General features: G+C 47.3%; 18 protein-coding genes and 2 CRISPR repeat arrays. Of the genes, 5 read left to right on the plus strand and 13 right to left on the minus strand.

The window, feature by feature from the left end; all coding sequences use genetic code 11:
• Positions 1 to 3 precede the first annotated feature (3 nt).
• From csm4 to cas2, 8 genes are all read right to left on the minus strand, one after another.
• Positions 4 to 1,068 carry a type III-A CRISPR-associated RAMP protein Csm4 gene (csm4, locus tag AC56AD_RS12380; RefSeq protein WP_012509110.1) on the minus strand — a complete coding sequence of 355 codons (1,065 nt, stop codon included), beginning with the start codon at positions 1,066 to 1,068 and terminating at the stop codon, positions 4 to 6.
• The gene (gene csm3 / locus AC56AD_RS12385; RefSeq protein WP_012509111.1) at positions 1,065 to 1,922 is read right to left on the minus strand and encodes a type III-A CRISPR-associated RAMP protein Csm3; all 858 of its coding nucleotides are present in this window, start codon (positions 1,920 to 1,922) and stop codon (positions 1,065 to 1,067) included. The genes csm4 and csm3 overlap by 4 nt, the downstream gene beginning before the upstream one ends.
• A 15-nt stretch (positions 1,923 to 1,937) precedes the next feature.
• Positions 1,938 to 2,357 (minus strand): type III-A CRISPR-associated protein Csm2, encoded by a 420-nt coding sequence (gene csm2, locus AC56AD_RS12390; RefSeq protein ID WP_012509112.1) that lies wholly within the window; start codon positions 2,355 to 2,357, stop codon positions 1,938 to 1,940.
• 13 nt (positions 2,358 to 2,370) lie between these two features.
• On the minus strand, positions 2,371 to 4,656 hold the full coding sequence (gene cas10 / locus AC56AD_RS12395; RefSeq protein WP_012509113.1) for a type III-A CRISPR-associated protein Cas10/Csm1: 2,286 nt from the start codon (positions 4,654 to 4,656) through the stop codon (positions 2,371 to 2,373).
• Positions 4,657 to 4,667: 11 nt separating this feature from the next.
• The gene (locus AC56AD_RS12400; protein WP_083765335.1) at positions 4,668 to 4,829 is read right to left on the minus strand and encodes a type III-B CRISPR-associated protein Cas10/Cmr2; all 162 of its coding nucleotides are present in this window, start codon (positions 4,827 to 4,829) and stop codon (positions 4,668 to 4,670) included.
• Between the two features lie 267 nt (positions 4,830 to 5,096).
• Complete coding sequence (locus tag AC56AD_RS12405; RefSeq protein ID WP_012509114.1) at positions 5,097 to 5,492, minus strand: hypothetical protein; 396 nt, start codon at positions 5,490 to 5,492, stop codon at positions 5,097 to 5,099.
• 7 nt (positions 5,493 to 5,499) lie between these two features.
• On the minus strand, positions 5,500 to 6,072 hold the full coding sequence (csx15, locus tag AC56AD_RS12410; protein ID WP_012509115.1) for a CRISPR-associated protein Csx15: 573 nt from the start codon (positions 6,070 to 6,072) through the stop codon (positions 5,500 to 5,502).
• Positions 6,073 to 6,108: 36 nt separating this feature from the next.
• Positions 6,109 to 6,393, minus strand: a complete 285-nt coding sequence (cas2, locus tag AC56AD_RS12415) for a CRISPR-associated endonuclease Cas2 (RefSeq protein WP_012509116.1) — start codon at positions 6,391 to 6,393, stop codon at positions 6,109 to 6,111.
• 153 nt (positions 6,394 to 6,546) lie between these two features.
• Between cas2 and cas1 the strand changes: the two genes are divergently transcribed.
• The gene (gene cas1 / locus AC56AD_RS12420; protein WP_012509117.1) at positions 6,547 to 8,730 is read left to right on the plus strand and encodes a CRISPR-associated endonuclease Cas1; all 2,184 of its coding nucleotides are present in this window, start codon (positions 6,547 to 6,549) and stop codon (positions 8,728 to 8,730) included.
• Between the two features lie 250 nt (positions 8,731 to 8,980).
• A CRISPR array of direct repeats spans positions 8,981 to 11,024; the repeat unit is 35 nt; unit sequence CATCATATCTTATTGCACGCATAGCGGATTGAAAC.
• Between the two features lie 133 nt (positions 11,025 to 11,157).
• Positions 11,158 to 11,475: direct repeats of the CRISPR family, unit length 35 nt; unit sequence CATCATATCTTATTGCACGCATAGCGGATTGAAAC.
• Positions 11,476 to 12,082: 607 nt separating this feature from the next.
• Here the strand turns inward: cas1 and AC56AD_RS12425 are convergent.
• Positions 12,083 to 13,273: a Fic family protein gene (locus AC56AD_RS12425; RefSeq protein WP_012509118.1), complete on the minus strand. Its 1,191-nt coding sequence runs from the start codon at positions 13,271 to 13,273 to the stop codon at positions 12,083 to 12,085.
• Positions 13,274 to 13,891: 618 nt separating this feature from the next.
• On the opposite strand from AC56AD_RS12425, the gene mnmA reads away from it, so the two are divergent.
• The 3 genes from mnmA to metH all read left to right on the plus strand — a co-directional run bounded on the left by mnmA (position 13,892) and on the right by metH (position 19,471).
• Positions 13,892 to 14,977 carry a tRNA 2-thiouridine(34) synthase MnmA gene (mnmA, locus tag AC56AD_RS12430; RefSeq protein WP_012509119.1) on the plus strand — a complete coding sequence of 362 codons (1,086 nt, stop codon included), beginning with the start codon at positions 13,892 to 13,894 and terminating at the stop codon, positions 14,975 to 14,977.
• Between the two features lie 15 nt (positions 14,978 to 14,992).
• Positions 14,993 to 15,670 (plus strand): alpha/beta hydrolase, encoded by a 678-nt coding sequence (locus tag AC56AD_RS12435; RefSeq protein ID WP_012509120.1) that lies wholly within the window; start codon positions 14,993 to 14,995, stop codon positions 15,668 to 15,670.
• 78 nt (positions 15,671 to 15,748) lie between these two features.
• Complete coding sequence (metH, locus tag AC56AD_RS12440) at positions 15,749 to 19,471, plus strand: methionine synthase (RefSeq protein ID WP_012509121.1); 3,723 nt, start codon at positions 15,749 to 15,751, stop codon at positions 19,469 to 19,471.
• 142 nt (positions 19,472 to 19,613) lie between these two features.
• Here the strand turns inward: metH and AC56AD_RS12445 are convergent, their stop codons facing one another.
• The 4 genes from AC56AD_RS12445 to AC56AD_RS12460 all read right to left on the minus strand — a co-directional run bounded on the left by AC56AD_RS12445 (position 19,614) and on the right by AC56AD_RS12460 (position 22,564).
• A complete protein-coding gene (locus AC56AD_RS12445; protein WP_012509122.1) occupies positions 19,614 to 20,156 on the minus strand; it encodes an HD domain-containing protein in 543 nt (180 codons plus the stop codon).
• 245 nt (positions 20,157 to 20,401) lie between these two features.
• Positions 20,402 to 20,974, minus strand: a complete 573-nt coding sequence (locus AC56AD_RS12450; protein WP_012509123.1) for a hypothetical protein — start codon at positions 20,972 to 20,974, stop codon at positions 20,402 to 20,404.
• 174 nt (positions 20,975 to 21,148) lie between these two features.
• On the minus strand, positions 21,149 to 21,892 hold the full coding sequence (locus AC56AD_RS12455) for a hypothetical protein (RefSeq protein ID WP_041526550.1): 744 nt from the start codon (positions 21,890 to 21,892) through the stop codon (positions 21,149 to 21,151).
• 120 nt (positions 21,893 to 22,012) lie between these two features.
• Entirely contained in the window at positions 22,013 to 22,564 is a 552-nt protein-coding gene (locus AC56AD_RS12460; RefSeq protein ID WP_012509125.1) for a discoidin domain-containing protein, read from the minus strand.
• Positions 22,565 to 22,969: 405 nt separating this feature from the next.
• Here AC56AD_RS12460 and AC56AD_RS12465 point away from each other — a divergent pair, with 405 nt between their 5' ends.
• Positions 22,970 to 23,197 (plus strand): hypothetical protein, encoded by a 228-nt coding sequence (locus AC56AD_RS12465; RefSeq protein WP_012509126.1) that lies wholly within the window; start codon positions 22,970 to 22,972, stop codon positions 23,195 to 23,197.
• The last annotated feature ends 39 nt before the right edge of the window (positions 23,198 to 23,236 follow it).

Here is a 23,236-nt window from a genome sequence, read left to right on the forward strand (position 1 = left end):
CTATTAAATAGAAAATGGTATTGTAAAAGGAAGTCCATATCGATAAATATCATGATGATTTTCGGGAAGTTCATCAGGTGAGATATTGATCAATCCACCTTCAACATTTCTGTAAAATATTGAACCTTCCGAAAACATGTAAACTGTTTTTCGCTTCATCTGGCAAAAACTTGAATTAGAAAAAAACCATCCTTTACGAATTATTAAATTATATACGAAACAATCATTTTCACTTAACGCTTTAGGTGCAAGCAAAGAAAATAAATATTGACCTTCACTTTGATGATTTAGCACGTTGCTCCATAAAGTAATAGCTTTGGTATGCTGATTACTTTCACAAACTTTTTTAGGCCATGCAGACTCATCCCCACCAATCAGTATTGGTTCGTATCGTAAGCAGAATTTACCATAACCAGTTGAACGTCGCCCGCCCAAGCCTGAGATTCCTATAAGCCTCAGCGCCTCAACAAACCATTCCCATGAGAGAGATTTCGAGTTAAAGTCTACAAAAAAAAACGGATAAACTCTTTCACCATAAAACAATTGCCCAGTATGGTATATTTGGGTAGCATCTGTTTCACGGTCTTGTATATGTTGCACTTTTGTATGTATTTTTGAAAAGGGCGGCGATTTTGGAGGAGGTTCATTATCGTAACTAACGAAATAACCTTTGATATCATCACTGCTAAGGGATTTTTTCTGCCATTTATGAAAATCCTCTAAATGAACCCATTTAAGTTTTTTAAAGTCTTTTTTATACTTATTTACACTTGAATCACAAGCAAAAAAATCAGGTTCTATTAAAGGTTTTGGGAGAAAATAATCCACACCTTTTACAACTCCGAATGATGAAATTCGAAATGGCGGCGTTGGTGAATTAAATTCCTGAAGAAAATTTTTGAGGCTAAAATCAGATATTAAGTGTTCAATCGCAGCAAGCTGGTTAATTATACCACTAAAGAGAGTATCTGAGTGACACGTTTCATCTACATCTTCAATACCAAAACCGGCAATGGATGACCCAAAATGAACAGCGTGGTCAAATTGCAGTTCGACAAGATATTTCATAGCTCTTGCAATTTGAATTCTTTATCGTTAACATGTTCTATCACTTTTTCCAACCCTTTGAAAATAACTCCATTTTCTTCGGGAAATTGGGTTGTTGAACCACTTTCTTTCACTTTTTGGTAAAAGAAATCAGTTAGCTCAAAACTAACTTGACCATACCCTCGTGAAGTATTTCCTCCTAAACCTTCTCTTTCAACCGCTCTGAGCAGCAATAAAATATTTTTTACATCCGTCTGAACTTTTGTTTTATCACTATTTTTTATTCCAGTAACGCATCCTTCACCTTCAACACGATAAACAATTTCAAAATTAAACTTTGCTCCGACTGGAACACGCTCAATTGTTCGAGGTGTTGCTGCTGCATGAACTCTATCTAAAACATTTTCCATTTTTGCTTCCATGATAAGTAAAGCATCTAGCTTTAAATCATTTGGATTTGACAGTTTAGCATCTCGAACCAAGATTCTTGCAGGATGATTTTTATTTCCATTCTCTCCAGTTGAACCAAAGAGGCGACATACGTCACAGTTAGTTGCTCCCGGTGTTTTATGGTTAGAAATCAACATTTCATGTTCGCTATCGCTACAGACATGTTGCCATATATTATTATTCTTTACAACAAGACGATTGTATGTTATAACGCCTTTACTTACCTCAATTTTCTCCATCAGGGATCGCATCTTACCTTTTAGAGAACTCCCGGGAATGTAGGGTTCAAAGGTTATAGGATGTTTTATAACAGGGGTATCAATACCACCTATTTCGACAGTATCTGCACTTGCTCCGATATGCATACCGGTTTTAGCAATAATGGTTCCTTTTAAAACGATGTGCCCAAATAATCCTTTTGACATATTTATCCTCCAAATTTATTCTTTTGCGTAAGCCTTGTGATAGGCAATAATTGATTCAAAAAAATTTACAAAACGAGTAAAATCATTATTCTTTTTTACAGTCTTGATAACAGGCCGTAAAATGTCTAACAAATTTTGCATAGCGATCTTTTCTGATCCGTGTAAACGCCCCACAGCATTTGCAAGTTGAGGTCTCAGCATTTGTAGTTCCGCATATTCCCCTGCTGGGAAAAGATCGTTATCCTTAAGATCAACAACTTTATTTTGTATATTTTTTATTGCAGAAAAAAACCGTCTTAACTGATGTGTTTTTACCTTCTGCAGATCTCTTGCAATAACATTTGCATACTCAATGGCATCATCAATTGTCAATCCTTCGTACAAGGAGCTATTAAACTTTGAAGTTGCTTCCTTAATTTCTTGAATTGTTTTCATATTGTTATCCTCTTTACTTATTGCGTTGAAGTTGTTCAAACCAGTTAAGCGTCAATGTCATACGCTTAATAGATTTTTCTCTTTCATGCTTAATTGATGAAAACAAAATACTTCGCAAGCTTTGAATACCTGCTTGCTTGTGAGTATCTTTGTTATCTATATATTGTTTTTCTAAACGTGAAAATATGTAACGCAAGCGAGGCAAGTATAAAGTCCCTTCAGCGACCCAAACTCTTGCTACTTCAAACAGCTTGTAAATAAATCCTTTTGAAACAGCTTCGAGTTTGATGGTATCAATCTGATTGCCGGTTATATGCTTCTCCGTTAATACTACTAAGTTTTCAAGTAATCCAAAAAAAGTTGGATCGTTCCAGTCAATGATTCGAACTGTTTGGTTGTTATAAAATTCATAACCCTTATCAACATGATCTAAGGCAAGCAAAAAAGGTGTGAAGCAGTTTTTTTGCACTTTTGCATGTTTTGCAACACTTTCTGCCTCACCTGATTTTATTGCCATTTGGTAAAGTGGGAATTTTGGCTGGTGCAGAGTGAGACCGCCGGATATTCCTTGTCCTCCGCTAATGATCTTTTTAGTTGTATCAAACATTCCACCTGTGAATAAGGCAAAGCAGCGTTGAATATCGAAGGCAAGTTCCGTTGTTTCATCCCATGCACCGAGAATAAATAGATCGTCACCTCCTGCGTAAATCACTGAGACATTGCGTCCTTTATTTTCTTCGGCTGCATTCTTTTCCGTGTAATTTTTCCCGACAATGTCAGTTGGAGAAAGTCTGCTGCCTAAATGTCCTGCGCATATTTGATTGAGGTACACCTTAAAAAAGAGGTTCAGCATTCTTGATTTTGTTGAAAGCGCGGCAAAGCTTTCAATATTGCGAAACAAGTCACCCATGTTATCGACATCCATTCGCAATGCACCAATCAGATCTGCACCGCAGGAACTTGCAGCTAAACCCTCAAACGTCGCTGTATCAGTATCCTTGGCTTGTCTTTCTTCAACATTTGTATGCGATTCATTTCCTAACTTTTTAGTATAGGCAGTAAGATCACCATACTTTCGGACATAATTAGAGTACAGTAAGGTTCTCGAACTCTCTCGTTCTGTCCAAGAATTGATGCACCAAATTGCATCTGAATTGTGAATCAACTTCGAACTGACAACATAATAACAAAATGAGAGCTTCGTTGGTGTCGATTTCATAGTCGGAAGCTGAACAAACCCGCTTCTATCGTCCTTTGCTATTTTTCTCCGACAGACATACTTTGTACCAATTAGCTTGTCACCCAAACGATATTGCCTGTAACAGCTTTCTGAAACCCAGGTTTTTGTCATATCGGGATTATGCTCCGGCATTTTTTCGCCACTTCCTAAATCACGCATTTCTTTATTTGGCAAATCGTCCCGTCTGGTAATCTGGCACTCAGTCTGCAAGTTAACTTGCTCTGGCATCTCAGGTTTGAAAAGCTTATCAAGTTGGCGTAAAAATTTCCGAGATTTCTGCCTATCTAAATTATCAGATTGTTCTTGTCTTAACTTTTTAAAAATCCCTTTGTCTTTCAGCTTCTCTTCGTTGAATACCAATGCATCCATTGCAATAAAAAACTTCCCTGAAAATTCCTGTAAAGCCCATTTATTAAGTACCTCTCTATAGCCATCAATAGCTTTTACATTTCCGGCTATGTTCGGCAGTAACAGGCTAAAGCCGCCCCCACCAGAGTAGATAATAGCATACCGCTCTGAACCACATGCATGTAAAATCTCATACACTATGTGTTCTGTGAGCAACTCAAGCATGAAGGAACGAGCTCGAAGTGTCTTGAGTGCTCCTTTTGAGGAAATGGTGTATACTGTATCCTGAATGCCGGAAAAATCGGCACTTACAAGCAGAAATGGATTATCCTTTAGTTCATTGTTTAAGCAATTTTGAATAGCTGCTGCGGTCTTAAAAAGATCATAGACAGGGATAGTATTGTCGATATCGGTTGCGACAAAGGATCCGAACCGTTCAAGTGAAGCAAGACAATTTCCGATAACATCTAACGTTACATTATTGAAATAGTCAATAGAATCAAGTGTGGGATAATTGATATCAAAAGCAGAAAGCTCTTTTGGCTCAAAATATCTATCCCCACCAAAGACGGATTTCAGCGGAGCGAGTTTCAACTCCGTCGCTGTAACGCCTGCAAGTGAAAATGCTTCTGCAAATGCACTGATAGCAATCTTTTTTTCTTTGAGAAGCTTTATTCCAAGTTCTACAATATTGTGTCCAGTTGGCACCATCTGAGTTGGTTTTATGCAATTCTTGTGTTATTGGATACGGACAAAGAGAGATTCCTGCATATTTTTTCAGCAACCGCGCTGCCAGCAAACAGGTCATGCGTCTTTCGTGCTTGCGCAATGAATGTTTGCGGTGAACCTATGGTAAAGAGAAAAAGGTACTGCGTACTTGACATAACGATGGCGTTAAGGTGTACTTCAGTAAAGCAAGGCGACTACATACAGGAGCGTTGGAGGGAGCTATACCGGCAACCCGACAAAGCTTTGTTACGAGAGTTCAGTCGGTCAGAGTACAGAATCGTGCGTTATCAGGGGGTAAATCAATAACTCGAAGCATTAACACGCTTTATATGTACTGTTTTTTTCTCGTTTATCAATACAGAAAAATGTATTTATCGTAAATCAGCAAAAATAATAACGGGAATCAGAACTAAAGTTTCCGGCTATACATCAAACTGTTCAATCTCTTCAGGTGTGCAGGGAATGAGAAGCTGGTCATTATCGTCATTATCTGAGGCTTGCAAGCTCTCAATGTCCTGCCAGAATTTTTTTGTATTCAGGTGATCGAGTTTGTACCGCCCGGTAATCGAAGGCTTCATTTTGATGGTGCCGAGAATGCCCTGCAGTTCTGCCCTCGTTATATCCTTGCGACGCACAACCATGAGCGGAACAATTTTACGGTTATCTTTGGTACACTGCAAAACAACCGAGACAATCTGGTTCAGCCGTTTTTTCTCTTTTTTCTGCTTCAACAATTGTCGCAATGCCTGAAAAGCTGAGAATGCACCTATGATACCAATGATATCGGCAACCAGTCCTATTGCTGTATAAGTGTCCATATTGACTTCACCGTTTATCCCTTGATTTGTGTCGCACTTCACGGAGGTTCATGATTTCGGCAACTTCGAATTTTTCGTTGGATACCGTCGAGGCCGGGCGAAGACGAACCACATCGGGGAAATAGCCGAGACGGCCATGCAGTTCCGCAAGCACTACCGACCAGACGGCAGAGTACCCCGCAGCAATAACCACGATGGGTGTTGATTGCCACTCTTCCGGCGACAAGGCTACTTTTTCAACTGCCTTTTCGATGGTTGAAACGAAGTTGTGATCTTCAGCAACATTACCCAACGATACATTGATTATTTCCGGCGATGGCCAGTGCATCATTTTGCCAATATCCTTATGCTGACCTGGCAGCACCGGATGACCGGAAAAATTGATGATCAGTTGACGAGTCCCCTCCGAAATCCCCCCGCTGAATCGCCGTGCCATGCCACGCCACACACCCCGCATCAATCGAAAAAGCCAGGGAATGTTTTTTGTTACAAGGTATTCCAGAAGCTCAATTATCGAGACAAGGCCTGCCGTGAACCAAAAAACGACCAACAGGTTGTTTTGCGTAAAGAATTCGTTCATAAACACGCCCTCAGTTGGAGGGTGGACGGGGGTAATTCATGAAATAATAAAGGGGCTCTCAACTGCGAAGTCGCGGTTGCCGTCGATATCGACTCGTTCGACGCAGTTCCGGCAGAGCACGTAGTAACGAACGGAGTCGATCGGATGTTTGGGGTCGAGGAGTTTTTGCAGGCGCATGCGCATTTTGGCGTACTCCTCATCAGAGACAAAGCATTCGAAGACGCTGTACTGCACCGCCAACCCATATCCTTCAAGGAGTTTATGGATTTTCGTCCGTCGCCGGTCGTTTTCGATATCGTAGGTTACAAGAATAAACTGCATCACAAAGAGCACCACTTTACTTTTACAAACCAGCCAAATAATACGTAATTTATCGAGAAATAAAGTTTTAATTCTTCGAATTCATCGCTTCTACGGCAGCATCAATGCGTTTTCTACCAATGCCGGTTCAACCCCTCTAACCCGGAGCAACCTATGGGATGGCTTTACAATCAGATGGCTTTGCCTGAAACACTTTTTCAGGCCTGGAACAAGGTGGTTTCGAACGACGGAATGGCCGGGTACGACAAACAGTCAATTACCGATTATTCGTGGCGCATCGAGGAGCATCTTGCCGATCTTGGCAGGCAGCTCTTGACCAACACCTATGAGCCGCAGCCGCTCCTGAAACTCGTCATGCTGAAACCCACCGGAAAGTTGCGCACCCTCCTGATTCCTACGGTGATGGAGCGGGTTGCGCAAACCGCAGCGGCGATCGTGCTGACCCCTCTGGTGGAGTCGGAACTGGGAGCCAATACCTTCGCCTACCGGCCGGGGTTGTCGCGCATGACGGCGGCCCGTGAAATCGAGAGGCTGCGAAACCTTGGTTATAACTGGGTGGTCGATGCCGATATCAGCAGCTTTTTCGATACCGTTGACCACCCGTTACTCTTTCAGCGCTTTCGTGAACTCTGTGATGACGAGGAGCTGCTCACGCTGATTGCGCGATGGCTGACCGCAGAAATTGTTGATGGCCAGAACCCAAAGGTGAAGAACACCATCGGCCTGCCGCAGGGCTGCCCCATTTCGCCGATGCTTGCAAACCTCTATCTGGATAAATTTGATGAGCGCATGGAGCAGGAGGGGTTCAAACTGGTGCGCTTTGCCGATGATTTTCTCATTCTTTGCAAGTCAAAACCAAAAGCAGAAGCGGCCCTCCAGCTTTCGGAAAGTGCGCTGGCGGAGCTGAAACTGCAACTCAACAACGAAAAGACCCGGATCACCACCTTTGCGGAGGGGTTCAAATACCTTGGCTACCTCTTCATCCGTTCGCTGGTGTTGCCCACCAAAATGCACCCGGATGAGTGGTACGACAAACTGGGCAAGCTGAAACTCCGCAAAGCTCCGAAAAGCCTGCTGCACCCTGAGGAAAGTGATGATGAGGAGTACGAACTGCAAACCGGTGACTCCGACGCCATAACGGTGACCAAAGAGACGCTGCTTCAGACCGAGTTTGGTGAAAAGCTGCTGCAAAGCCTTGAAAAACAGCAGATTGATGTAGACAAATTCCTTGAGAAAACGGCCAAAGAGGATGCCCTGCGGCAAAAAGAGAAGCACGAAGCGCTCAACAAACTCTACTCCCCGCTGCTCAATACCCTCTACCTGCAGGAACAGGGCAGCATATTGCGTAAGGATGGTGAACGGTTCAGCGTTGAAAAAGAGGGCAAGCAACTCAACGACATCATTGTCCGCCGGGTAGAGCAGATTCTGGTGCTCGGCAACATCACGCTCACCACACCGGCTATGCAATACTGCATGAAAAGCAACATTCCCATCACCTTTGTTTCGCAACATGGCAGCTACTTTGGTCGGCTCGAAGCCACCACAGCCGACAACTCCGCGCTCGAACGCTTTCAGTACCTCCGCTCACTCGATGAACCCTTTGCCCTCGGAATTGCCAGCGCTATTGTAGAGGCAAAAATCAGAAACTCGCGCACCATGATCCAGAAACGCAAAGCCATGGCGTGGGAAAGTAACGGAGAGCTGAAAGAAAAATTCGATGCGTCCCTCTTGCTGATGACCTCGCTTGCCGAACATACCAAAAGCTGTGACAATATGGAGGCGCTCCGGGGGATCGAAGGCAAAGCCGCCGCACTCTACTTTGAACTCTTCGGCCTCCTCTTCAAAAAAGAGCTTCCCTTTTATACCAGTGCATTCCGCAGGGTGCGGCGTCCGCCAACCGACCCGGTCAACAGCCTGCTCAGTTTCGGCTATACCCTGCTGCACAACAACATCTTCTCCCTCGTGCGCATGAAGGGAATGAACCCCTACCTCGGCTTTCTGCACGCCGAAGACAAAGGCAACCCGGCGCTGATCAACGACCTCGTCGAAGAGTTCAGAACCATTATCGACTCCATGACGCTCTACACCCTCAACAAGGGAGTTTTGCGGAACAAGGATTTTTATTATCGTAAGGACAAGGCGGGATGCTTTCTCACTGATGAGGCCCGGAAAAAGTTTCTGGAACTCTTTGAACAGCGAATGTGGGCAGAGTCGCTCGACCCGCAAAGTGGCAAAAGCCTGAATATCCGGCGGCATATTGAGTCGCAGGTGGTCAAAATCAGCGAAGTGCTTGCCGGGACGAGGGCTGTTTATGAACCCTGGCGGTCAGAATGGTAACACCGGAGGATAATTTCAGAAAAGGGCCAAAGCAAGTGAAAAATGCCTTATCGTTTTATGCAATATCGGGTTAGAGGGATACGCGGATAAATGTATCCTCCGGATATTGCATAACTCGCAATTATTTGATAACATGCAGACTGTCGATCAATCAGGAATCAGTACATTGTCCCTTGACATGACTGAAAAATACCAAACCTCCGGTTTTTGCGCCAGCAGCCCTTATCCGGCGCAGCTTTCCAGAGGTAGACATCATATCTTATTGCACGCATAGCGGATTGAAACTATTCATTGATTGCCAGAGTGTAACATTCTTTGTTTCCTCATCATATCTTATTGCACGCATAGCGGATTGAAACTTTTCAGCTCGTCATCACTGATCTCAAACCACTGATCATCATATCTTATTGCACGCATAGCGGATTGAAACAAAGGAATGCAACAGATAAGCTACCAATAACGGCCCCATCATATCTTATTGCACGCATAGCGGATTGAAACTAATGCAATAAGTGCTGGAGCCGGAAAAGATAGTTAGCCATCATATCTTATTGCACGCATAGCGGATTGAAACATCCTTTAGCACCTCTAAAGGGCTATTCCACGCTGACATCATATCTTATTGCACGCATAGCGGATTGAAACATACCAGAAAAGCAGCGCCACCGGCACGTGTGATGTCTTCATCATATCTTATTGCACGCATAGCGGATTGAAACCTTACTCAGACTTTCATCTGCTGAATAAGCAGAATAATCATCATATCTTATTGCACGCATAGCGGATTGAAACCTCTATTATATGCATAGGTGCTTGTCCCTCTGATAAACATCATATCTTATTGCACGCATAGCGGATTGAAACTTTCTTGTTTTTGCCCGCCACCATTACTGTGATAGCTACATCATATCTTATTGCACGCATAGCGGATTGAAACAGCAGGTTCATATACATCCCGATCACTGTTTTCAGACATCATATCTTATTGCACGCATAGCGGATTGAAACTAAAATAACAAAACAAACGCTCCGGCAATTGCCAGCACATCATATCTTATTGCACGCATAGCGGATTGAAACTTGGTTCTCGACCAGATCATAGACGATCTTGAGCACATCATATCTTATTGCACGCATAGCGGATTGAAACAAGAGCTTTGACCTCATTCATCAGATCAAACAGCAACATCATATCTTATTGCACGCATAGCGGATTGAAACCATGGTGACGGGGTTATAGAGTTGAGCGCGGTATAAACATCATATCTTATTGCACGCATAGCGGATTGAAACCTGCGCATCGACAAGCGCATCCGGAAAGGCCTGCCAGCATCATATCTTATTGCACGCATAGCGGATTGAAACGAATTTCTCGATCATTAAATGGCCAGTCATAATACATCATATCTTATTGCACGCATAGCGGATTGAAACTGGATAATTTTTGTTCCATTTGAGTAAATTGTTTTCATCATATCTTATTGCACGCATAGCGGATTGAAACGCCAAAAACATTGCATCTTTCTGCTCTTCGGTAACGATACATCATATCTTATTGCACGCATAGCGGATTGAAACGAGCTCATTGATAACTGTCGCGAGGGCTTGCTCGAGCATCATATCTTATTGCACGCATAGCGGATTGAAACTCAGATTAAAGTTGTTTATGCAACGTTTTTTGCAATTCATCATATCTTATTGCACGCATAGCGGATTGAAACGTTTTGAAAAGCAGCCGTGTCTATGATGGTTGTCTCATCATATCTTATTGCACGCATAGCGGATTGAAACTCAGTGAAAATCATCAGTACTGCATTCTTGTGTTTCATCATATCTTATTGCACGCATAGCGGATTGAAACCCACATCCGTTGATTGATGCAATTATCCATTGTGACATCATATCTTATTGCACGCATAGCGGATTGAAACTTTAAGGACATCCCCGCCAAGCCTATTTTGATAGAAATCATCATATCTTATTGCACGCATAGCGGATTGAAACCCGTTTAAGTTTTTGCCCTTCCCTTTTTTGCTTCTGCATCATATCTTATTGCACGCATAGCGGATTGAAACTAAGCAACAAATCGGCCTCCATTACTTCCTGCTGCTCATCATATCTTATTGCACGCATAGCGGATTGAAACTGTTCCCGCGGAAGCGATTACCACCGACGTGCTTCCAGCATCATATCTTATTGCACGCATAGCGGATTGAAACCAACATACTTTCTTTTCTGTCAGGCAAGCAAAGCAGTTCCATCATATCTTATTGCACGCATAGCGGATTGAAAATACGAAGGGCACCCACAAGGGATGCACCTACTATTATTTGCTTTGCGGCCTCGGAGGGGACTCCTACATTATATGGCACGAATACCGGATGGAAATTCTCCGTACGGGCACGGCATGCCGTGCCCCTACACGCACATCATATCTTATTGCACGCATAGCGGATTGAAACCAAAGGATTACTCCCCCAGCAAGAACCCAACGAAGCATCATATCTTATTGCACGCATAGCGGATTGAAACCCAACAACCTCGAATGCTTGCGATACAACCGGCATCATCATATCTTATTGCACGCATAGCGGATTGAAACTGATGAATCCCATGCCTTCGATAAACAGGAGCCCTACATCATATCTTATTGCACGCATAGCGGATTGAAACAACTCACCGACTTGTTCCCCATACAATTCAAGTAAGGCATCATATCTTATTGCACGCATAGCGGATTGAAACTGGGATGGGGCGGGATGACCCCGCCCCTGCGGGGCACCATTTCACATGCCACGCTTTGCGGTTTGCGACGGAACGGGCACGGCATGCCGTGCCCCTACATGCACATCATTTTTTATTGCATTACATATTGGATGGGGCGGGATGACCCCGCCCCTACGGGGCACCATATCACATGGCACGCTTTGCGGTTTGCGACGGTACGGGCACGGCATGCCGTGCCCCTACACGCACATCATATCTTATTGCATTACATATTGGATTGAAACTGGGATGGGGCGGGATGACCCCGCCCCTACGGGCACCATATCACATGCCACGCTTTGCGGTTTGGGACGGAATGGGCACGGCATGCCGTGCCCCTACATGCACATCATATCTTATTGCATACATATTGTGGGGGGGCGGGATGACCCCGCCCCTACGGGGCACCATATCACATGGCACGCTTTGCGGATTGCGACGGAATGGGCATGGCATGCCGTGCCCCTACACCCATCACCGCCCCTACACGCATCATATCTTATGGCACGCATGGCGGATGGAAATTCTCCGTACGGACATGGCATGATCGTCAATACCTGTCGAGCCGTCGCGGGAAATTTCGGTTCTATAACGAAGGGAAGAGGTTCGGAAACAAGAGTTCAACCGCATTGAGAGGGAAACGAAGTGAGAGGGCGCCTTTTGGGGTATCTGACCCAAGTATGCCGTTTTCGGTTAATGATGAAAGCAATGCTCGGGCTGTTCTCTCTTTCAGTCCGGTGATTCGGCTTGCCTCTCCACGGGGAATCTCGCCTTTAAGCAAGATCATTTCAAGAATGGCGAATGCTTCAGGCTTCCATTCCTGCCTGTCACAATAGTTTTTCAGCCTTTTGGCAAGAGAATCAAGCTCAAAGAGGCTTTCCATAAAGGTTACCTGATCAAGAGAGATCTTCAGGAACCAGGTGATAAAGGTATTGAGTGCTTTGAGAGAGAGGTTGCCGCGCCCGTCAAGATCGCCCTGGCGAGGCATATCGGCATGATCCATCATGCTCATGTAATCCAGACGGCTTTCGAACCCCCTTGCAAGACCTCGCGACACCGACCAGAGGCCATGAGCGCCAATACCGGCCTGAAGCGCCATTGCGTGGCTCATGAGACGACTGACACGACCATTGCCGTCAGGAAAGGGATGGATATAATTGAACCGATGATGCGCTGCCGCCATAGCCGCCAGGCGCATTCCTTTTCCAAGTGAGCAGAAGTTATAACGCTTTTCAAAATATGCCATAAATGAATCAACGGTACTGCTTTCCGGAGGAAGATGCCGACCGACAGAGACGTCATGTATCGGTTCACTTCTGAAGACTCCCGGAACGATAAGTATTTTGACCTCTTTTCGTTCCAGATAGCGCATTGATTCCGGAAGATCCTTATAAAACTCCCTGTGCAACCAGCGGATAAATTGGCTTGAAGCTGCGTCTGCAAGTGTTCCGGAGGCATGCATGGCATCAATCTCACGCTGTACACGGATATGGGCAACTGCCTCTATCTGGAGATTTCGTCTCTCGTTGTTTGTATTGAACTGGTTCTGGAGCGCCTCTTCTATGTCGCGTGGTTTGGTGTTGTGTCCCTCAATAAGATTGGAGTAGTAGCAATTCATGACTCTAACCAGATCAGCCAGACTTGCTGCAGTTTCGGGATGAAGGCGGTTCCCTAATTTTTCGGCTGAAGCGGACACTCCGGCAATAAGATCAACAATCGCTGGGTTCAGCGAGTCCGGAAGGCATGGCTCGATTCGAGGCGGGGTTTCAGTGATCATTATTTTGCCGGTTATAAAATAATTTTGTCTCTTTCATTATAATCTTTTATAAAGAATAATCTACAGAATTTGCCGATGTTTTTGCCGATGTTTTTTACCATTCTGCACTGCTGAAGCGTAGTCACAGCGGATAATCACGAAAACAAAACGTCAGATTATATTGGCACTTTTTTACGTATTCGTTATTACTATTGCTTAATAATCATCGGATAATAATTAATAAATTTGGGCTGCTATGGCGAACAATCCTTTCTACCTCAGGGTACATCATATCTTATTGCATTACATATTGGATTGAAAACGGGGAGGGGGCGGGATGACCCCGCCCCTACGGGCATCATATCACATGGCGTGCTTTGCGGTTTGCGACGGGATGGGAAATCATGCGGGGTTCGGGGAGGATGCCATTTGAACGATGGCTGCAATTTCCCTACATTCTGACTGATATTAATTGAAGGAATGCTCTGTAACCAACTTAAAACAGCTCATCACTCGCCGTCTGGGCTGTTTATCGAAATCGGACAAAGAGGCTGTCGAAGGTGCCATAAAACGGTTGCTGGCAGCCGATTGATGACCATATTTCACGGAAATCGCCAGCATTATAAATTCAGGTAATTCATGAGCGTACAGAAAAAAGTGGTTGTCGGGATCTCGGGTGGGGTTGATTCTGCCGTTTCGGCATGTCTGCTGGTCGAGCAGGGCTATGCGGTGACGGGGTTGAACATTCGGGTGCTTGACGCGCCTGATGAGAGCCCTTCGCTGAGGCCTTCGCCGCTGGTGATCAGTGACCATCCTGATTTTCAGATTCCGGTGTTGAGCCTGAACCTGAGCCGGAAGTTCCGCGATGAGGTTATTGGTTATTTTCATGAGGATTATCTTGGCGGGAGGACGCCCAACCCCTGCATGGTCTGCAACAAGAAGATCAAGTGGTTTGGCCTCTTTGAGGGGCTGCGGCTGCTTGATGCTGATTTTGTTGCGACGGGCCATTTTGCGGCCACCTCTTTCAGTGAGGGAAGATATCGCCTCTATAAAGGGGCAGATCCGGAAAAGGATCAGAGTTATTTTCTCTGGATGCTTTCGCAGGGTGACCTGGCCAGAACCCTTTTTCCGCTTGGAGAGTTGACCAAACCGGAGGTGCGTGCGCTGGCCCGCTCTTTTGGGGTTAGGGCGGCTGAAAAGAGGGAGAGTCAGGAGATCTGTTTTGTGCCGCAGGATGATTATTGCGGCTACCTTGCCAGCGCTATCCCCGGCCTGGCCGAACGGGTGGCGGATGGCGATATTGTGGATGAGTCGGGCCGGGTTATTGGTAAGCACCGGGGATATCCCTTCTATACTATTGGCCAGCGCCGGGGGCTTGGTGTTTCGGCCAAAGAGCCGCTCTATGTGACGGCGCTCGACACGGAGCAGAACCGGATTGAGGTTGGAAAAAAGTCTTCGCTGGAGTGCAGCTCGCTTGTTGCGTCCGGGATAAACTTGATCGGTATGGAGAGGCCCAACATCCCGATTGAGGCTTATGGAAAAATCCGTTATCGTGACCGGGAGACTCCCTGCACGCTTGAGCCGTTCGGTGAAAACTCGGCAACGGTTTCGTTCAGCACACCAAAAAGCGCCGTGGCGAAGGGGCAGGCGGCAGTTTTTTACCGCGATCGTGAAGTGCTCGGCGGCGGCTTTATTACGCAGGTCATGCAGGAATCACATCAGTAACCATATTGTACTATCATGCTTCAACGACACCACCTTTCGCTTACCTATCTGGATCTTCCACCGGCAAGGCCGGAAGATGCCCCGCTTATGATTATGCTGCATGGTTATGGCAGCAATGAAAGGGATCTGATTCAGCTTGCTCCTTCGCTGAGGCCGGAGTTCCGTTATGTCAGTGCACGGGCGCCGCAGAAGATGGATTTTGGCATGTTCGGCTGGTTCCCGATCGAGTTTACCCCGACGGGTATCAGTGTGGATTATGTGGCGGCTCAACAGGCTCTTGATCAGTTTATCACCTTCATTGTTGAAATTATTGCCGAGTACCGACCTGCCGGGAACAAGGTTTTTTTGATGGGGTTCAGCCAGGGATCGGTGATGAGCTATTTGACGGCTTTTCATGCTCCGGAGCTGTTGCATGGCGTTATTGCCTGTTCAGGGCAGTTGCCTGAAAAAACGGTGCCGCATGAGAGCCTGAAGCCTGCGTTGCGCAAACTCCCCTTTCTGGTGATGCATGGCATCTATGATGATGTGCTGCCGATTGCCAAGGGGCGGGCTGCACATGCGTGGCTGCAGGAGCATATTGAGGATTTAACGTATCGTGAGTACCCGATTGCTCACCAGATTGCCGACAGTGGCATTGAGCTGATCTGCTCCTGGCTTGAAAAGAGAGTGCCGGAAGCTTCGGAAAAAGAGTAATCACCCGGGCTTTTGCCGTATATTCTTTTTTTTTAACCACCGCCCTGCTTTAACGAAGTTCAGACGAATAAAAAACGAATGAAGGACACACTACTCAACAGCCTCGAAGAGCGCATTCTTGTGCTCGACGGTGCGATGGGCACCATGATTCAGCGCCATAAGCTGAAGGAGGCTGATTACCGGGGTACCCGGTTTGCCAACCACTCGCATCCGCTTATCGGGAACAATGATATTCTGGTGCTGACCCGCCCGGATATCATCTATGCGCTCCACTGCGATTTTCTTGAAGCGGGTTCTGATATTATCGAAACCAATACCTTCAATGCCAACCCGATCTCACAGGCGGACTATAGCGCCTCTGATCTGGTGAAGGAGCTGAATGTTGAGGCTGCCCGACTTGCAAGGAGGGCGGCGGATGAGTATACGGCCCGCAACCCTGATAAACCGCGTTTTGTTGCCGGTTCAATCGGCCCGACCAACAAGACGCTTTCGCTCTCTCCGGATGTGAATAATCCCGGCTTCCGGGCCGTCACCTTCCAGGAGGTTGTTGATAACTACACTCTGCAGCTTGAGGGGCTTATGGAGGGTGGCGTTGACCTGCTGCTGGTTGAAACGGTCTTCGATACCCTGAACTGCAAGGCTGCGCTCTTTTCGATTGAGGAGTTTTTCAACCGTACCGGTGTGCGCATACCGGTCATGGTATCGGGAACGGTTGTGGACGCCAGTGGCCGCACCCTCTCCGGCCAGACTACGGAGGCTTTCTGGATCTCTATCGCCCACATGCCTGACCTGCTCTCTATCGGGCTCAATTGTGCGCTTGGTTCGAAACAGATGCGCCCCTTCATTGAGGCGCTTGCCGGAATTGCCGAGAGCTATGTGAGCGTCTATCCCAATGCCGGCCTGCCGAACGAGTTTGGGGAGTATGATGACTCTCCGGAATATATGGCCGGGCAGATTGCCGGTTTTGCCACCTCCGGCTTTGTCAATATTGTTGGCGGCTGCTGTGGAACAACTCCGCAGCATATCAAGGCTATTGCCGAGGCGGTCGAAAAGCTGCAACCGCGCAGGCGTCCGGTTAAAAAGCATGAGCTGCAGCTCTCCGGACTTGAGCCGCTCTTTGTTAACCGCACAACGGGCTTCATCAATGTCGGTGAACGCACCAATGTGACTGGATCGAAAAAATTTTCCCGCCTTATCAAGGAGAGCAAGTATGATGAAGCGCTCTCGATTGCCCGCCAGCAGGTGGAGAGTGGCGCCCAGGTTATTGATGTCAATGTGGATGAGGGGATGCTCGACTCCGAGGTTGTGATGAGGGAGTTTCTCAACCTGATCGGTTCTGAGCCGGAAATTTCACGCGTGCCGGTGATGATCGACAGTTCGAAATGGTCAGTTATCGAGAGTGGTCTGCGCTGCGTTCAGGGAAAGAGCATTGTGAACTCCATCAGCCTCAAGGAGGGTGAAGCTCTCTTTATCGAGAGGGCCCGCAAGGTGTTGCAGTATGGCGCCGCCACGGTGGTGATGGCCTTCGACGAGGAGGGACAGGCGGACAGTTATCAGCGTCGCATCGAGATCTGCAAACGCGCCTACGATATCCTGACCCAGCAGGTCGGCTTCCCTCCCGAGGATATTATTTTCGATCCCAACGTGCTGACGGTGGCTACGGGTATTGACGAGCACAATAATTACGCAGTTGATTTTATCGAGACGGTACGATGGATCAAGGAGAATCTGCCCCATGCGAAGGTTTCGGGTGGTATCAGCAATGTCTCCTTCTCCTTCCGGGGCAATGAAACCGTACGGGAGGCGATGCACGCCGCATTCCTCTACCATGCTATTCAGGCGGGGCTCGACATGGGGATCGTCAACGCCGGCCAGCTTGCCATCTATGAGGATATTGAGCCTGAGCTGCTGCTTCGGGTTGAGGATGTGCTGCTGAACCGCCGGGCGGATGCTACGGAACGGCTTGTCAGCTTTGCTGAAACCATTCAGAGTGGCGGTGAAAAAATCGAGGCAAAGGCGGCTGAATGGCGGAGCCTGCCGGTTGAAGAGCGGCTGCGCCATGCATTGATCAAGGGAATTGTTGAGCATATTGAAGAGGATACCGAAGAGGCCCGCCAGCTCTACCCGAGTCCGCTCCAGGTGATTGAGGGGCCGCTGATGAACGGGATGAACGCCATCGGCGACCTTTTTGCCGAGGGGAAGATGTTTCTGCCGCAGGTGGTCAAGAGCGCCCGCGTCATGAAGCGTTCGGTTGCCGTGCTTCTGCCCTACATTGCAGCGGAGAAGGCGCTGAACAAGGATACCCGTGCGGCGGCCAAGGTGCTGCTTGCAACGGTGAAGGGTGACGTGCATGATATCGGCAAGAATATTGTGGCTGTTGTGCTCGCCTGCAATAATTATGATGTTGTCGATATCGGCGTCATGATGCCGTGCGACAAGATTCTTGAAGCGGTGGAGCGTGAAAAGGCTGATCTGCTTGGTTTGAGCGGCCTCATCACCCCTTCGCTGGATGAGATGGTGCATGTTGCCAGCGAGATGGAGCGGCTTGGCATGACAATCCCGCTCCTTATCGGTGGCGCCACCACATCGAGGATGCATACGGCCGTGAAAATTGCTCCGGTCTATTCGGGCGCGGTTGTTCAGGTGCTCGATGCTTCCCGGAGTGTTCCGGTAGTCAACAGTCTGCTCAATCCGGCGCTCAGCCCCGACTACATTGCCGGGCTCAAGGCGGAGCAGGCCGGACTGCGGGAGAGCCATGCGTCACGCGCTGCCGGTAAAAAATATCTCACGCTTCAGGAGGCACGCAACAACCGCCTGGCACTTCAGGGCAGCATCTGCAAGCCGCTGCAACCGGGAATTACCCTGTTTGAACATGTTACCGCAGGAGAGCTTCGCCCCTATATCGACTGGACTCCCTTTTTCATGACCTGGGAGCTGCATGGCCGCTACCCGCAGATTCTTGACGACCCAAAGTACGGCAGCGAAGCAAAAAAGCTCTTTGATGACGCCAACAGCCTGCTCGACCGGATTGAACAGGAGCAACTGCTTGGCCTGAAAGGTGTTGCCGGACTCTTCCCTGCCAACAGCTCGGGGGATGATATTGAGGTCTACTCAGACGAGAGCCGCACCAGCCTGCTTGCGATACTGCACACGCTCCGCCAGCAGCAGGAGAAGGGTGAGCCGAATCTGGCGCTGGCGGACTTTATCGCCCCTGTTGGCTCGGGACTGGAAGATTACATCGGGGCGTTTGCCGTCACTGCCGGGCTCGGTATTGAAAAGGGACTCAGGGAGTTCAGCGATCAGCAGGACGACTACCACCGCATCATGATGCAGGCGCTTGCCGACCGTCTGGCTGAGGCCTTTGCGGAGATGCTGCACGAGCGTGTTCGCCGTGAGCTTTGGGGCTATGAGTGCGCTGAAAAGAGAGATGGCGACAAAGGATGTGCCTGTCATCCCGCCCCCCAGTGCCAGCCACACCCGATCCATGAGCTGCTTGCCGAGAAGTACCAGGGCATCCGCCCCGCTCCGGGCTATCCTGCCTGCCCGGATCACACGGAGAAGGCGGAGCTGTTCACCCTGTTGAATGCCGAAACCAATACAGGCATCACGCTCACGGAAACCTTCGCCATGAAACCGGCAGCTTCGGTCTGCGGCCTCTACTTTGCCCACCCGCAGGCAAAGTATTTCATGCTCGGGAAAATCGGGCGGGATCAGGTTGAGGAGTACGCGGAGCGCAAGGGAATGAGCATCAAGGAAACGGAAAAGTGGCTTGCCCCTGCCTTGAATTACGATCCGGAATAAAAATCCGGAACTCACCATCCTCAACACCTGCAGCAGTTCTACCATGCATCATTGCTGCGGGTGTTGAGTGACTGAGCTCACAATCTCTCAAGAGGCAGCATCCGTTCCATCCAGCGCCAACAGATATCCACGCCCGTACTCTCTACCACTTCATCATGGGCAACGGGCTGAGCGGATGGGTTTTGAGCCTTGCGAGGGTAAGTCGGCCAAGCATTGCATGGAATCCTGCGTTGGGATAGGCGTCAAGCACATCCGAAACAAAATCATCCGGCAGACGGAACCGGAGCAGTCCGCCCGAAACATCGATCCAGTCGGCTTTTCTGAAGGGTTCTACCAGCCATGAAGGATTTGCCTGATAGCGGGTAATCTTGTGATGCTCTCCGATCATGGCCTCTATTTCTTTGCACCATGACGCTTTAAAATTCTTTTCAAGATAACTCAGTGCCAGCAGTTGCGAGGGACGCAGGTAGTCGAAGCTCTTCTCTGTCCATATCCCGAGATCATGAAAAAGAGCGGCAATGGCAATTTTATCTTCAGCAGCCTTGCTTTCGCCAGCAGCAAGGGCTGAGCAAAAATTGAAGAGGCGCATACAGTGGTTGCGATAGGCGTCATAATCGGCACCAAGCACGGGGCGGTAAGCTGGAAGCAATTCGTCAATCAGGGGAGATTCATGGACAACATTCATTTGGTATGGGGTTCAACTGTATTTACAAACGCTCTGAACCGTTTCCCACCCCTTTCATGGGGATGAAACGGTTGATTACGGACTTCATCTGACCCGCAACATAGAACATAAGAGTGGAAAGCATGAGAACTATTTTTACTCCGTAAGGGAGAGGGATAAAAAAAGGCCCCGCATTGATACGGAGCCTTTCTGCCGACAACGGGGTTAACAAAAGAGCCCGTCAGCACAAGGAGAAGCGCTACAGCTCAGAAATAGTAGTGTGCGCCGAAAGCTACCGTTGTTCCATCAAGGTTGATATCAAGATCGTTACTGCCCAGATCAGAATTGACATGATGCCACTTGTAACCGACTTCGAAATTCACGCCAAGCTCAGGAAACTCGGTGAAATTAAACTCGGCGCCAAAAAGCGGCTCAGCAGTCCAGACTGAGGTATCAGGAAGAGACATGCTGCTGCCAATGTTTCCATCAATACTGCCAAGCCCTCCCTCAACACCGACGTAAAAACGGCTGTTGGTTTTTACAACCGGAGCATAGAGGATCTTTGCGGTGCCGAGCAGCAAATCACCCTTGCCCAACTCACTGCTGCCCATCTCGACACTGGCTCTGCCATAGAACAGATTTAATTCTCCGGCAACATTGTTATCAAACCAATAACGACCACTCACACCCTGAAGAAAACTGCCTGCAACAACACCCTGGTAACCAAGACCGAATTTTCCGCAATTTGGTGCCTCCGGCTGAGAAGTGGCTGCTGATACTGTGCCTGCACCAAACACGAGAGCAAGAGCTGCTGCTGCGATTGCTTTTCTGATTTTCATAATGGTTCTCCGTTTTTTTTCTTTGTAGATAAAAGTGCCTTAATCCAGCCGGGCGCCTCCTGCTCCGGCTGAATAACTCATGTTTATTCACACTGAAAATATACGATTCCTATTTATTATTCAAAAAGAACACGTTAAAATAGCACGTAGAAACACATAGCAATACACGTTTTCTTAGTTATCGCTTTGACCCGGCATTGGCATCGCCATCTCTTTTTCCAGATCTACTTCTTGAATGGTATAGCCCGACGGCACCTCAAATTTTGAGGCTGGAACCGCTACATTCTCCTCTATTTTTTGTGCCTTGACGGAAATACCTCCCATTTGGGTACTGAGTGAGATTTTTTTATAGAGTACCCCATAAACCCTCTGATCCTTTCTCTCTTTGTTAAACGAGACAGAATATTTTGTACCGGTAACACCAGCCACTACTTCGGTACCCTCTTCGCGATAGTCGAAATCCCGTTTCATCTGTTCGACATCAAACGTCTTCGCCATCTGCATGGCCATCTCCTGGGCCTGTCTCATATCCGTTTTGGTTGCCACTTTGCTGGTCTCGTCCTTGCCATTGACAATTTTTTCAACTTCGTACGAGATGACATAATTGCCATCAGTGATATCCACCTTTTTTTCATGCGACTTCATGCCCATGATATTCGAGTCCGTGACGGTCTCCCTTGCTTCCCTGCGCCCGTAATCGTCGAAATAAAGGGTTGAGAGACTCGTTATTCCCATGATCACCATCGGTTCATAGGTAACAATGCCTGATTGCAGGTCGTAACGCTTTGGCGTTGAATTGAATAACGATTGAGTCGAACCTCCTGGTTCTGGCGCATCTGATTTTTTGGAGCAGCCGGAAACGAGGGGCAATGCAGAGAGAATCAAGAGAGGTAGCGTTCTTTTCAGGGTTAATTTCATGGGTATACATGCTGTTATGTTAAAAAAACCTGTCATTCAAACAAGAAAAGCAGAGCCGCAGATATGGTTCAGGAATCAGAGATCCGGGAGTGTTCACGAAACCGGCTTCAATAATCGCCCTTACCGGAGAGGCCGAAATGGCCGGAATGGCCGGCTGCCGAAAATTCTGACCTCTGAGACGGCATAAAGCCGATCACCGCCATGTCCCGACACCCTGAGATACCTGGCTTTTGCTGGTGTAAACCGCAACGGGACATAATGGCGACTGCCTCTTTCGGTACTGACCGTTTCCATACCCCATCCAATTTCACCAAGTTGACTGTTCAGGAATAACATTCTTGAAAAATATCGGCCGTCAAGTGATGCTTCTATCAGATAGTCGTCGTTGTTGTCTACCTGCATGACAATCCTGTCAACGTAGTACACTGAACCAAGGTCAATTTCGAATGAGACGCGCGGATCAGACCAGAAAACACAATCCGGACCGTCGAATGTAGATGCCTGGTCAGGCATGTAGCCATCAATGAGCATTTGAGCGTCATTGGTATACTCTCCCTCACCGGTGACGCCAACCGGATCAATCGGTGATGCCTGCAGGCGGGGAGAGGCAATGAGTGCAAAAGAGAGTAACGCTATCCCTTTAATTATTTTTCCAAAAGCATGGTGTTGCATGAGAAGCCTCCATTGAAATTGACTTAAGCATGTATCCATTCCGCGTTTTGACTAAAAATAAAATACTTTTCCTCAAAATCCTTCTTCGAATTTTTTCTGCAGAAAAAGTACCAAACCCTTCACAAGGGCGCAGCAGCCTAACGAATCAACCGGTTAGCAGATAGAGGTTGCTCCTCTGTTTTTTATCTGTCGGATGAAAGTTACCGGAAAATGATCTCCCTGCCGGATTTAATGCTTGAATTGATGGAATACTTTGTACTTTGCGGTATAAAGAAGTTGGGCTGATAACCGGACGGGTTATGAGCATTGCGCAACAGAAGTTTACTCTGTCGTCGTCTCTCTGTTGACTTCGAAACAAATTTTCACAAACATATACTTTAAATAAACCTGTAAATAATAATCAACATGTCAAACGAATCAATCAACGATTTCTCAGTTGCTTTAAACAACATTTTGAAGACTGTCGGATCTCTTGCCCAGCAGCAGCTTGAATTGATAAACCTCGGATTCAAGGCCGCAGGTGAGGTTATTGAGCCTCTTGTCAAAACATCTTCTGATCTTGTTGGCAATGTTTTGAACACCGTCGGTCAGATTGTCCAGAACATCACCTGTGCTCTTACGCCCAAGAAATAACGCTTTGTTATTTTCTGAGAAAGCACCGTATGCATTTGC

Source organism: Pelodictyon clathratiforme, assembly GCF_982375515.1.